At 38.0% G+C, this 12,540-nt stretch carries 14 protein-coding genes and 2 pseudogenes; 13 read left to right on the top strand and 3 right to left on the bottom strand.

Features of this window, described 5'->3' with window-relative positions:
- Positions 1-167 precede the first annotated feature (167 nt).
- Genes JFT89_RS16975 through JFT89_RS16965 form a run of 3 tightly spaced genes read right to left on the bottom strand, consistent with a single transcriptional unit; the run spans position 168 to position 2,031 of the window.
- Positions 168-713, bottom strand: a complete 546-nt coding sequence (locus JFT89_RS16975; protein ID WP_002016115.1) for a flavodoxin family protein — start codon at positions 711-713, stop codon at positions 168-170.
- 4 nt (positions 714-717) lie between these two features.
- Positions 718-1,086, bottom strand: coding sequence for a MerR family transcriptional regulator (locus JFT89_RS16970; protein WP_002016114.1), 369 nt, complete (start codon positions 1,084-1,086; stop codon positions 718-720).
- A 51-nt stretch (positions 1,087-1,137) separates the two neighbouring features.
- Positions 1,138-2,031, bottom strand: coding sequence for a LysR family transcriptional regulator (locus JFT89_RS16965; RefSeq protein WP_002068310.1), 894 nt, complete (start codon positions 2,029-2,031; stop codon positions 1,138-1,140).
- 152 nt (positions 2,032-2,183) lie between these two features.
- On the opposite strand from JFT89_RS16965, the gene JFT89_RS16960 reads away from it, so the two are divergent.
- From JFT89_RS16960 to JFT89_RS16900, 13 genes and pseudogenes are all read left to right on the top strand, one after another.
- On the top strand, positions 2,184-3,206 hold the full coding sequence (locus JFT89_RS16960; RefSeq protein ID WP_201040381.1) for a YeiH family protein: 1,023 nt from the start codon (positions 2,184-2,186) through the stop codon (positions 3,204-3,206).
- Between the two features lie 126 nt (positions 3,207-3,332).
- Positions 3,333-3,530 (top strand): helix-turn-helix transcriptional regulator, encoded by a 198-nt coding sequence (locus tag JFT89_RS16955; RefSeq protein WP_002068313.1) that lies wholly within the window; start codon positions 3,333-3,335, stop codon positions 3,528-3,530.
- Between the two features lie 11 nt (positions 3,531-3,541).
- A complete protein-coding gene (locus tag JFT89_RS16950) occupies positions 3,542-3,931 on the top strand; it encodes a hypothetical protein (RefSeq protein WP_016096547.1) in 390 nt (129 codons plus the stop codon).
- A 17-nt stretch (positions 3,932-3,948) separates the two neighbouring features.
- Positions 3,949-4,170 carry a hypothetical protein gene (locus JFT89_RS16945; RefSeq protein WP_016096548.1) on the top strand — a complete coding sequence of 74 codons (222 nt, stop codon included), beginning with the start codon at positions 3,949-3,951 and terminating at the stop codon, positions 4,168-4,170.
- Positions 4,167-4,562 carry a hypothetical protein gene (locus tag JFT89_RS16940; protein WP_002139149.1) on the top strand — a complete coding sequence of 132 codons (396 nt, stop codon included), beginning with the start codon at positions 4,167-4,169 and terminating at the stop codon, positions 4,560-4,562. Before JFT89_RS16945 ends, JFT89_RS16940 begins: the two co-directional genes overlap by 4 nt.
- 20 nt (positions 4,563-4,582) lie before the next feature.
- On the top strand, positions 4,583-4,810 hold the full coding sequence (locus JFT89_RS16935; protein ID WP_016096549.1) for a hypothetical protein: 228 nt from the start codon (positions 4,583-4,585) through the stop codon (positions 4,808-4,810).
- 100 nt (positions 4,811-4,910) lie between these two features.
- Positions 4,911-5,672, top strand: coding sequence for a MerR family transcriptional regulator (locus tag JFT89_RS16930; RefSeq protein ID WP_002068320.1), 762 nt, complete (start codon positions 4,911-4,913; stop codon positions 5,670-5,672).
- Positions 5,669-6,289: a hypothetical protein gene (locus tag JFT89_RS16925; RefSeq protein WP_002139151.1), complete on the top strand. Its 621-nt coding sequence runs from the start codon at positions 5,669-5,671 to the stop codon at positions 6,287-6,289. Before JFT89_RS16930 ends, JFT89_RS16925 begins: the two co-directional genes overlap by 4 nt.
- 47 nt (positions 6,290-6,336) lie before the next feature.
- Positions 6,337-6,768, top strand: a complete 432-nt coding sequence (locus JFT89_RS16920; protein WP_078184819.1) for a DUF4362 domain-containing protein — start codon at positions 6,337-6,339, stop codon at positions 6,766-6,768.
- A gap of 150 nt (positions 6,769-6,918) precedes the next feature.
- Positions 6,919-8,895, top strand: a complete 1,977-nt coding sequence (gene uvrB / locus JFT89_RS16915) for an excinuclease ABC subunit B (RefSeq protein WP_002016097.1) — start codon at positions 6,919-6,921, stop codon at positions 8,893-8,895.
- A gap of 5 nt (positions 8,896-8,900) precedes the next feature.
- Complete coding sequence (gene uvrA, locus JFT89_RS16910; protein WP_201040380.1) at positions 8,901-11,771, top strand: excinuclease ABC subunit UvrA; 2,871 nt, start codon at positions 8,901-8,903, stop codon at positions 11,769-11,771.
- 59 nt (positions 11,772-11,830) lie between these two features.
- Positions 11,831-12,094 (top strand): annotated as a pseudogene (locus JFT89_RS16905) (DUF4275 family protein); the annotation flags it as partial.
- Between the two features lie 151 nt (positions 12,095-12,245).
- Positions 12,246-12,432, top strand: a pseudogene (locus JFT89_RS16900) (DUF4275 family protein); the annotation flags it as partial.
- Positions 12,433-12,540 lie beyond the last annotated feature (108 nt).

Genomic DNA, 12,540 nt, shown 5'->3' with positions numbered 1-12,540 from the left:
GAAAGTATCGACAAATGGACAGACTAATCCTCTGCTAGTTTTCATCATTTTTGTTCACTATTTGTGATGGATGAAATAAATAAGAGAATTAGAACTTCATTGGTCAAAGTACCTTCCTTTCATAATATTATTTTTATTGTATGCGCATACAAATGGATTTGTCAAACTTATTTCTGTGTGCTATTTTTGAATTTATTATTATACAATTGTGCTTTTGCCAGCGCCTCAGCATCGTTCTTGATTTCATCTAGTCCATTCGCATCCCCAATAATATACCCTTCAAATGATGAACCAACAAAATCAAAGATATATTGAAACTGGGCGATAAGCGGCAATGCTTTCAGTTTTGGACTGTCTCCGCCAACGATGACAACGTACATTTTTTTGCCTTTCATTTTTTCTTTGAAATGAAGAGACTTATTACGCAAGCTTTGTGACCAGCGATCAACGAAGTTCTTCATGTGGCCGCTCATTCCGTACCAGTATAGCGGTGTAGCGAAGATAATTGTGTCGTGCTCTAGCATGCGTTTGGTTAACTGCTCGTAGTCATCATTTACAGGTTGAAATCCTTCTACATCATGGCGCTGATCTATGATTGGGTGGACGATATGATCACGCAAGTAAATTTGTTCTGTTTCAATCCCATCAATCACCATATGTGTTAAAGCTTCCGTATTTCCGTTTTGTCTTGAACTGCCATGTATAACAAACATGTAATCATCCCTTTTCTTTTGCTTGTTTTAGGAGTGAAACGTGTTTTTGCAAATTCGTTTGAATGTTGGAAAGTAATGTGATTTGCTTCGTTACCTCATCAAGTTTGTCTTCGTAAAGTGCAAGGATACTACTACACGGATTTTCGTAAAGATGTGGCTCGATTTCGAGGCAACGTAGCATTCGTTCTGTTTCTTCTAAATTTAAGCCGATTTGCAAGTACATTTGAATCAGCTCTACTTTTTCGATTGCACTTTCATCAAAATCACGGTAGCCATTTGCTAGGCGTTTCGAAGGGAGTAATCCCTTTTCTTCATAATGTCTTAGTGCCCTTTCGCTAACCCCAGTTTCTTTTGATAACTCTCCAATTCGCAATGCGTTTCACTCCTTTTACATGTATTGTAAACCTTCACACTAATGTGAAGGTCAACTTTGTTTTTTCGCAAAAGAATTCACATGATTTAAAAACACTTGAATGGCTTTAGACGGAATGAAATATTTGCCGCGCACGATGGAGAATGGACGGATTAGCTCTTCGTTCGGAACAGGGATGTGGAATATTTCTTTTGCTAATAGTTCTTTTCGAACAGTCCAATCTGAAAGGATAGCGATGCCAAGACCGGCTGCAACGGCTTCCTTCACGCTTTGAATACTGCTAAATGTAAAGAAGCGTTTCATTTTTAAATGATGTTGGTGTATAAAGCGATCGCTATAGGCACGTGTGCCAGAGCCGCTCTCCCTTAATACCCAGACTTGGTCTTGCAATGTATTTTCGTTAATCCCCTTGATATGGAGCAATGGGTGGTTTGGCGGGACGACGAGTTTCATTTCATCTTGCATAAAAGTTTCAACATCTACGTCAGCGTATACGACTTGGCCTTCCACTAAGCCGATATCAATTTGATTAGAGCGGAGGCTTTGTAAAACTTCTTCCGTATTTGAGATAAATGTATGAACTTCGACGTGTGGATTTTCATTGGCAAAGCGCGCAAGTATTTTTGGAAGTAAGTATTCGCCAATTGTAAAGCTAGCGCCGATGCGAAGTGTTCCTGTTACAACGTTATGCAGCTCGTTAATTTCCTGTTTTGCATCTTCATAAAGTGAAAGCATTTGCTTTGCGTGTATGTATAATATGTTTCCAGCTTCCGTAACTTGGACGTGTTTTGGGGACCGCTGAATAAGTGTAGTCCCAAATTCATTTTCCAGGTTGCGAATGTGCATACTAACGCCAGGTTGTGAAAGATTTAATAGTTCCGCAGCACGAGAGAAATGCTTTTGCTCAACGACAGTAACAAAGATCTTTAAAATGTCGACGTTCATTTGTTAGGCCCCTTTATTTTTGCTTTTATTTTATCATAAGTATTTCTGATGATAGGGATTCAATATTGATATTAAACTTATTATTAAAACTCTCTTATAATGTAACTAGAAAGAACATGCATGTTCCAATACGATTATTGGGGTGGTACAAAGTGGAACAAACACTTGTTATACAAAAGAAGAAGGGCTTTGGATTTTCGCAAGGTATTGGGATTACGTTATTAATCGCAATCGCCGCGAAATATTTAGCAGAGCTTCCATTTTTAAATATTATGGGACAATTAGTAATCGCTATTCTAATCGGGATGGTTTGGCGCGCTGCAATCGGGATTCCTCAAGAAGCGATAGTGGGAACGAACTTTGCGAGTAAGAAGTTGCTTCGCTTTGGGATCATTTTACTTGGAATGCGGTTAAATCTTGTAGATATTGCGAAGGCGGGGCCGAAAGTATTGGTCATCGCAGCGGTTGTTATTACATTTACAATTTTCGTTGTATATGGACTAACGAAAGTATTTAAAGTAGAACAGAAACTTGGAATTTTAACAGCATGTGGGACGGCAATTTGCGGAGCTGCAGCGGTCGTGGCAATTGCACCGCAAGTGAAAGCGAAAGATGAAGAAACAGCAGTCGGGGCAGCGATTATTGCAATTTTAGGTACAATATTTACACTTGTTTATACGCTATTATACCCAGTGCTTGGCTTCTCACCCTACGGTTACGGGGTGTTCTCAGGTGCGACGCTGCACGAAATTGCTCACGTTATCGCGGCTGCAGCGCCAGGAGGTAGCACGGCTGTAGACATCGCGGTTATTGTGAAGTTAACGCGCGTAGCGATGCTTGTGCCAGTAGCGATTTTAATTGGATTATGGTTTGGTAAGAGCGAGGAAAGCAAGGAAAAAAGATCGTGGCGCGACCTTCCGATTCCTTGGTTCATCTTCGGATTTTTAGCAATGAGTGCGGTGCATTCGATTGGGATTATCCCAGAAGTTGTTGCCGGATATATTGTAGTAATTGCGTACATGCTTATTGCAATGGCAATGGCAGGGCTAGGTTTAAATGTAGAGTTTAAAACGTTCCGCAAATTAGGAAGTAGGGCATTCGTGGCAGGGTTGATTGGCTCGGTTTGCTTATCTGTTCTTGGGTACGTTCTTGTATATGCATTAGGATTTATGTAATAGCGAAGAAGGAGGCATCTTATAGATGTCTTTTTTTTTACCTTTTTTTGTAAAGATATCTTTACTTGTATTTGGAAAATATTTATAATTAAAGTAAAGATATCTTTACTTTCGAAGGTGGAGCCTATGGGTGTGAAAAATAAAATTAAAGAATTGCGAAAACAACATCATATAACGCAAATTGAAATGGCAAAGGCGATGCAAGTGACGCGGCAGACAATAGTGGCGATTGAGAACCATCACTATAACCCGAGTCTAGAATTATCCCTAAAAATCGCCAAATATTTTGAGATGAAGGTAGAGGAAATATTTACGCTGGAGTAAGGGGAGAGAAAATGAACGACACTAAAAAGTTGTATATTACTACTGTCTTAGGATTATGTGGAGGAGACGTTTTAGTTCGTATTATGGACCCATCTATACCGATGTTATCGCTAATAGTTAGTAACATCTTAGCAATTCTACTTTTAACGGTGTATACGTATTATAAAAAACGTAAGTACAAAAAAGAAGAACTTCCAGATATAGATGAGCGGGTAAATGAAAATATAAAAAAGTATGTAAATGTCTCATTTGTATTCGCGTTTATTCTGCTCATAGTTTATATTGTTGCGAGCAAAGGAATAGGAAGGGTTGTTATACCGATTCCAGAAATATTCATTGTATGTAGTTTCTTATTTGCTGGTAGTCTCATCATAGGAGTAATGGCGGGAAAACGAGCATAACGATAGGAGGAATGAAAATGCAAGATGAGTTTGAGAGATTTCAGTCGGATAAAGCGTTTAAATATTTAGGGTTGTTTTTAACAATGAGTTTAGCGGTATGGAGTTTGTATAATTTAATTGTTTATGGAAATGCGGGCATACCGTTTGTTTTATTGGTATTAGGACAGTTTGTTTATTTCTTTGTGAACTATTGGCCGAAATGGAAATATAGAAATCAAAAAGAAGCTGATCATGTATGAGTAAGCAAGAGGTTATGAGGTTTATAGGAAGCTTATCTTTAGCGGGGCTTATTTTAAATACAAGTTTAGTCATTTTAAATATTTCGTGGGGAGTAATATTGATTTCAAATGTAGCCCTTATTAGTTTATACGCTGTGTCTGAGTATAAGGAGCGAAAGAGATGGAAAGAAGAAGGCGTACCTGCATTAGATGAGAGAATCATGAAAAAAATGCAGCAATACTTTACGGCTTGTATGGTAGGTTTCTTTTTGTTTTTTATCGCGTATCTTTCTGTAAATAAGTACTTAGATAGACAAACCTTGGATGTAAATGAATTATTATATGTAGTTATTTTTGGATTTTTAATTAGCATGGCATCAACAAGTGTATTAGCGACAAAGACCAGTAAATAGATATATAAAGGGGAAACGGGATGGGATTAGCGGTATTATGTGTTGCGACGGCTATATTTGCACTTTTGTGGGGGATGCAAAACTTCTCTCGCAATCCAGTGCCAAGTGTATGTATTATGATTGGTGCTGTAGGTTTATCATACTATTTATTAATGTTAGCGGATTACCATAAAACAGCAACAAGTGTTGTTGTAGGGGCAATTATTTTATTTTGTGGGCGTACTATACAAAAGGGGTTATTTCCATAAAAGCTGTTTATACAAAAGGTATAAACAGCTTTTTGTATTTTTTTTACAAACTACTTGAAAGTTACGTTACGTCACCTTTTATAATGAAGGAGAAGAGGTGATGGAGTTGATTTTAATTCAAGAACTAACGAGGGAAACAGGGGTTACAGTAAGGACGCTACGATATTATGATCAAATCGATTTATTAAAGCCAAGTGGGAAAACTGATGGGGGACATCGGTTATATAGCGAGAGAGACGTTGTTCGTTTGCAGCAAATTTTATTTTTAAAAGAAATGGGTTTTTCATTAAAAGAGATTACGAATATGTTAGTAAAAGGTGAACTTAATTCAAAAGACTCGCTTGAAAAACAACTTAGATTTGTACAGGAAGAACAAAAGAAATTTAATCGAATGGAACGTATTTTACAGGCAGTTGTTTATTCAGTAGATGTGGAGGGAGAACTGGATTGGAAAGTTATGTTTGAACTCATTCAGCTTTCGAAACAGTCTCCTCGTATACGTGAAATATTCCAAAATGAATTATTTTCAAAGGAAGAGCAAGATTTACTTCGTAATTTACCAAATATGAGTGAAGAAGATCCGAATGTATTAGAGTGGGTAGATTTATTAAAGCAACTACGTAACTTTATGAAAGACGGTAAGGAAGCATCATGTGATGAGGTACAAGGCGCAACAAAGAAATTAATGCAGAAGTGTTTAGAGATGGCAAATGGTGATGAAGCATTTTTAGATAAATTGTGGGAAGTAAGAAAGTCAAAAGAAGATTCACAGAAAATGAGTATGTATCCAATTGAAGAAGAGCTTCTAGTATATATGGATGAGGCTTTTCGTATATATGATGAAAGGGAGAGGGATAAATGAGTATACTCGCAGAATATCGATGGTACTTTTTAATTGGTGCGGAGATTGTATTTTGGCTATCAGCTGTCGGATTCTTTTTACTAAGGTATGGATTTCGCTTGAAAAAGGCGAGCTTTATTATGGGGATTGTGCTGCTCATAAATGAAGTGTTTATTTTAACTTTAGGGGTAGTGGACTATTATCAAACAGGGAAGTTCTCTAATTTTCAAATCATTACGGTAATCATTTTATTATATGCAGTTTTTTATGGGAAAAAGGATTTGAAGAAATTAGATATATATGTACAAAAATTAGTTGCGAAGTGGCGGAATGAACCGGCGCCTATTATCGAAGAACCAATTGAAGTGGCAGGGATGGCGCATGCGAAGCAGGAAATGAAAAATTGGGTTTTACATCTTATTTTGTTTGTTGCTGTTCATATATTCTTTTTCTTCATGTATGGGCTTATTCCAGTAGAACAGTGGGGGAATTGGTTAGAGTCAGGAATCGTTTTAAATAAAGCAGCAAGCCGTGTAAGCCAAGTATGGGCTATTATTCTTTTAGCGGATACTGCGATTTCATTTTCATATGTTATTTTTCCGAAGAAGGAGAAAGGAAACAAGAAGCTACTTTCATAGAGGAAAGTAGCTTTTTTCTAGTATACCAATAGTTTGTATAGGAGAGGATAACAATAGGAAAAAGAACAGGTTTTATATGCTTATTTCTCTTTAGTTTAGTAGCATGTTCACAACCTAACAGTGCAATTGATAAGAAGAATGATGTCGTTGCAAAGGGGGCAGAAATTTCTAATCTAGATAAATTCGAGAAGTTCGTTTGGAATGTGGAACAAGGGGAAGTTGATAAAATAAGAATTGTACAGTATACACATGAAGGTGACCCGATTTTTCAAACGTTAGAGCATAGTGAGAAAGATATACTTTATGTGTTAGATAATAGACAAGATCAATTTGCTGGTGACCATAAAAGGTTACATAAAGATAGTTGTAAAAGGATTGTTAAAGAGCAACGTGAATCAGAAACGGCATATAGGTTAATAGATTGTACGAATGAAAATGGGCGCAATGGATATGACTTATTATATGTACTTAAAAAATAGAGTTAGTAGAGGAAGGAAGTATTTATTCCTTCCTTTTTTATGTATATATTGTCGAAAGTTTTACCGAATATCTGTTCGTTTTTTTAGGTTTTTTATGGGCATTCGTGGTAAAATAATAATACAGATTTTTATGAGGAGGTCGGTTTTTAGTTGGAACATCCATTTGAAATTATCTCAGAGTATTCCCCGCAAGGTGATCAGCCGGGAGCGATAGAGAAGCTTGTAGAGGGAATTAATAGTGGAAAGAAAAAGCAAGTGTTGCTTGGAGCGACAGGAACGGGTAAGACATTTACGATTTCAAATGTCATTAAAGAAGTGCAGAAGCCAACACTTGTAATGGCTCATAATAAAACGTTAGCAGGACAGTTATATAGTGAGCTGAAAGATTTCTTCCCTAACAATTCTGTGGAGTATTTTGTTAGTTATTACGATTATTATCAGCCGGAAGCGTACGTACCACATACGGATACGTTTATTGAAAAAGATGCGCAAATTAACGATGAAATTGATAAATTACGCCACTCGGCAACGTCTTCTTTATTTGAAAGAGATGATGTTATTATCGTTGCGAGTGTTTCGTGCATATACGGTTTAGGTTCTCCGGAAGAATACCGCGAGTTAGTTGTTTCGCTTCGAGTTGGTATGGAAAAGGACCGCAATCAATTGCTTCGTGAACTTGTTGATGTACAGTATGGACGTAATGATATTGATTTTAAGCGTGGTACATTCCGTGTGCGCGGAGATGTAGTTGAAATCTTCCCCGCATCACTTGATGAGCATTGTATTCGAATTGAATTTTTTGGGGATGAAATAGATCGTATTCGAGAAGTAAATGCATTAACGGGTGAAGTATTAGCAGAACGTGATCATGTAGCAATCTTCCCGGCATCTCACTTCGTTACACGTGAAGAAAAGCTGAAGGTCGCTATTGAAAATATCGAAAAAGAATTAGAAGAGCGTTTAAAAGAATTAAACGATAACGGTAAGTTGTTAGAGGCGCAGCGCATAGAACAGCGAACGCGTTATGATTTAGAAATGATGCGCGAGATGGGCTTTTGTTCAGGGATTGAAAACTATTCCCGTCATTTAACACTTCGTCCAGCAGGTTCAACGCCGTATACGCTTTTAGATTATTTTCCAGAGGATTTCTTAATCGTTATGGATGAGTCGCACGTATCGGTTCCGCAAGTAAGAGCGATGTATAACGGGGACCAAGCACGTAAGCAAGTGCTTGTTGATCATGGATTCCGTCTGCCATCAGCTTTAGATAATAGACCGCTCACGTTTGATGAGTTTGAAGAGAAAACGAATCAAGTTATTTACGTTTCGGCAACGCCAGGACCGTACGAGTTAGAGCAGTCACCGAAAGCAATAGAACAAATTATTCGTCCAACAGGGCTTTTAGATCCACCAATTGATATACGACCAATTGAAGGACAAATAGATGATTTATTAGGAGAAATCCATGACCGGATTGCGAAAAATGAACGTGTATTAATTACGACTTTAACGAAGAAAATGTCAGAGGATTTAACGGACTATTTAAAAGATGTAGGAATTAAAGTGAATTATCTTCACTCTGAAATTAAAACATTAGAGCGTATTGAAATTATCCGTGATCTTCGCCTTGGTAAGTTTGATGTACTTGTCGGTATTAACTTATTACGAGAAGGATTAGATATTCCAGAAGTATCACTTGTAGCTATTTTAGATGCTGATAAGGAAGGGTTCCTACGTTCAGAGCGTTCATTAATTCAAACAATTGGTCGTGCGGCGCGTAATGCAAACGGCCGCGTTATTATGTACGCAGATCGCATAACGAGATCAATGGGAATTGCAATTGAAGAAACACAGCGTCGTCGTAGTATACAAGAAGCTTACAATGAAAAGCATGGTATTACGCCGAAAACGATTCAAAAAGGAGTACGTGACGTTATTCGTGCGACAACAGCAGCTGAGGATACGGAAATATATGAAGCAACACCAGCTAAGAAGATGACGAAAAAAGAACGTGAAAATACAATTGCGAAGATGGAAGCAGAGATGAAAGAAGCAGCAAAGGCATTAGATTTCGAGCGTGCAGCTGAATTAAGAGATTTACTATTAGAATTAAAAGCGGAAGGGTGAAAAGAGTGAGTAAAGATTTTATTGTTGTAAAAGGTGCTAGAGCGCATAATTTAAAAAATATTGACGTAACCATTCCGAGAAATCAGCTTGTTGTTGTGACGGGATTGTCTGGTTCGGGGAAATCATCGTTAGCATTCGATACGATTTATGCAGAAGGACAGCGTAGATACGTGGAATCTTTATCTGCGTATGCGCGCCAGTTTTTAGGGCAAATGGATAAGCCGGATGTTGATATGATTGAAGGTTTATCTCCAGCGATTTCAATTGATCAAAAAACGACGAGTCGTAATCCTCGTTCAACGGTTGGAACGGTAACGGAGATTTATGATTATTTACGTTTATTATTCGCACGAATTGGTACGCCGATTTGTCCGAATCATGGAATTGAAATTACATCACAAACAGTGGAACAGATGGTAGACCGTGTTCTTGAATATCCTGAACGTACGAAGTTGCAAGTGCTAGCGCCTATCGTGTCAGGGCGTAAAGGTGCGCATGCGAAAGTATTAGAAGATATTAAGAAGCAAGGTTATGTTCGTGTGCGCGTTGATGGAGAGATGCTGGATGTATCGGAAGAGATTACTTTAGAAAAAAATAAGAAGCATTCAATTGAAGTTGTTATTGACCGTATTGTTGTGAAAGAAGGAATTGCAAGCCGACTTGCAGATTCACTAGAAAGTGCTTTAAAGCTTGGCGGGGGCCGAGTTTTAATCGATGTAATGGGAGAGGAAGAACTTCTATTTAGTGAACATCATGCTTGTCCACATTGTGGTTTTTCAATCGGAGAATTAGAGCCGCGTATGTTCTCGTTTAATAGTCCGTTCGGCGCGTGTCCTTCTTGTGATGGACTTGGATCGAAGTTAGAGGTAGATTTAGAACTTGTTATTCCGAACTGGGATGTATCATTAAATGAACATGCGATTGCTCCTTGGGAACCGACAAGTTCACAATATTACCCGCAATTATTAAAATCTGTGTGTAATCATTACGGCATCGATATGGATATGCCGGTGAAAGATATACCGAAGGATTTATTTGATAAAGTGCTGTACGGAAGCGGGGAAGAGAAGCTTTATTTCCGCTATGTGAATGAATTTGGTCAAGTAAAGGAAAATGAGATTTTATTTGAAGGTGTTATTCCGAATATTGAGCGTCGTTATCGTGAGACGAGTTCTGATTATATTCGTGAGCAAATGGAGAAATATATGGCAGAGCAAGCTTGTCCGAAGTGTAAAGGTGGACGCTTAAAGCCTGAGAGTTTAGCTGTTTTCGTTGGTGATAAAACGATTGCCGATGTAACGAAATATTCTGTTCAAGAAGTACAGGAGTTCTTCTCAACTGTTGAGTTAACGGAGAAACAACAAAAAATTGCTCATTTAATTTTAAGAGAAATTCAGGAACGTGTTGGGTTCTTAGTGAACGTCGGTTTAGATTATTTAACGTTAAGTCGTGCCGCAGGAACTTTATCAGGTGGTGAGGCGCAGCGTATTCGTTTAGCGACACAAATTGGTTCTCGCCTTACTGGCGTACTTTACATTCTTGATGAGCCTTCTATTGGTTTGCATCAGCGTGATAATGATCGTCTTATTCGTACATTGCAGGAAATGCGTGATTTAGGAAATACGTTAATTGTTGTTGAGCATGATGAAGATACGATGATGGCTGCTGATTATTTACTTGATATCGGACCTGGTGCAGGTATTCATGGTGGTCAAGTTGTATCAGCAGGTACACCAGCTGAAGTTATGCAAGACGAGAATTCATTAACTGGGAAATATTTAAGCGGTAAAGAGTTTATTCCGGTACCACTTGAAAGACGTAAAGGTGACGGACGTAAAGTGGAGATTGTCGGTGCGAAAGAAAATAACTTAAAGAATGCGAAAATGTCATTTCCTCTAGGAACATTTGTAGCAGTAACAGGCGTATCTGGCTCTGGAAAAAGTACGATAATTAATGAAGTGCTATACAAATCGTTAGCTCAAAAGCTATATAAGGCGAAAGCGAAGCCAGGGGCTCATAAAGAAATTAAAGGTCTTGAGCAGTTAGATAAAGTTATTGATATTGATCAATCACCAATCGGGCGTACACCGCGTTCCAATCCAGCAACATATACGGGTGTATTTGATGATATTCGTGATGTATTTGCGCAAACGAATGAAGCGAAAGTACGTGGATATCAAAAAGGACGTTTCAGCTTTAACGTAAAGGGTGGCCGTTGTGAAGCGTGCCGCGGTGATGGAATTATTAAAATTGAAATGCATTTCTTACCAGACGTGTATGTTCCGTGTGAAGTTTGTCACGGTAAACGTTATAATCGTGAAACGTTAGAAGTGAAATATAAAGATAAGAATATTTCTGAAGTGTTAGGGATGACAATTGAAGATGGGGTAGAGTTCTTTGCTAATATCCCGAAAATTAAGCGTAAACTTCAAACGCTTGTAGATGTAGGGCTTGGTTATATGAAATTAGGACAACCAGCTACGACGTTATCAGGTGGTGAGGCGCAGCGTGTGAAATTAGCTTCTGAATTACATCGTCGTTCTACAGGGCGTACGTTATACATTTTAGATGAGCCAACGACTGGCCTACATGCACATGATATTGCACGTCTTCTAGAAGTGTTGCAACGTCTTGTTGAGAGTGGTGAGACGGTACTTGTAATTGAGCATAATTTAGATGTTATTAAAACAGCTGATTATATTATTGACCTTGGACCAGAAGGCGGAGACAAAGGCGGACAAATCGTTGCTTCCGGAACGCCAGAACAAGTAGTGAAAGAAGAACGCTCGTATACAGGTAAGTATTTAAAAGAGATTTTAGATCGTGATAAAGCAAGAATGAAAGAGAAAATAAAAGAAGTAGAGTTATCGCAATAAGTTTATTTATGAAAACCGAGTGGGAAGTACACTCGGTTTTTATTTCATAGGGGGATAAAATGGAGTTTTTAGATGTTTTGAGAAAGAAAAATATGAAGGTGAGAGAGTTTCAAAAGTGGGGAATATACTTTAGAAAACGCTGGGAGGATAACTTTGCGAATCATTTGAGTTATGAAGAGAAAGAAGAGATTCATTTGTACGGGGATAAATATAGCTGTGGTTATTTGTGGCACATATTTAGTTATGAAAAGAAGAAATGTTTAGAAGGTGAAGCAGCAGAGAGAGCGTTTCATAATGAAGTGAAAAAGGATTGTTACATATTCTAACCCGCATTAACGGACAGTAAGATTCCCACCTCAAAACTTGGCTGATGCAAAGAAGTAAGGTGGGAGATCAACTGTCCGTAAAAGCCCGATTGGTTCAACTAGTAATCAGTGGGGGATGAACAAAACCCCGCTGATTAAAGTTTCACTTTATCAACATTGTGATGATGTACTGCTAAATAAAGGATGCAAGTTTATTACATATGGAGGATATATTACGGGAGACAGACGATGCGTATAAAGGTGATATCTATATTGTAGACAAAGACTTTACTTGGACCTTTGTGAAAAAGCATGAACATGGATGGTGTGGTCCCTATTTCGCAAGGAAGTGTTAGTAGGTATACAAGCATAAAGGGGAGAATAAGTTGATATAAGCGCTCGTATGATACTTGCGTTTATTGTCTATTAGCGTATGATGAAATATATATGTTAAAAGGATGTGT

This window comes from Bacillus sp. TH25, assembly GCF_016650935.1.
In the GTDB taxonomy this organism is placed as follows: Bacteria; Bacillota; Bacilli; order Bacillales; family Bacillaceae_G; genus Bacillus_A; species Bacillus_A mycoides.
Note: the sequence above shows the minus strand (reverse complement) of the source record. Positions and strands in the feature narration are given on the sequence as shown.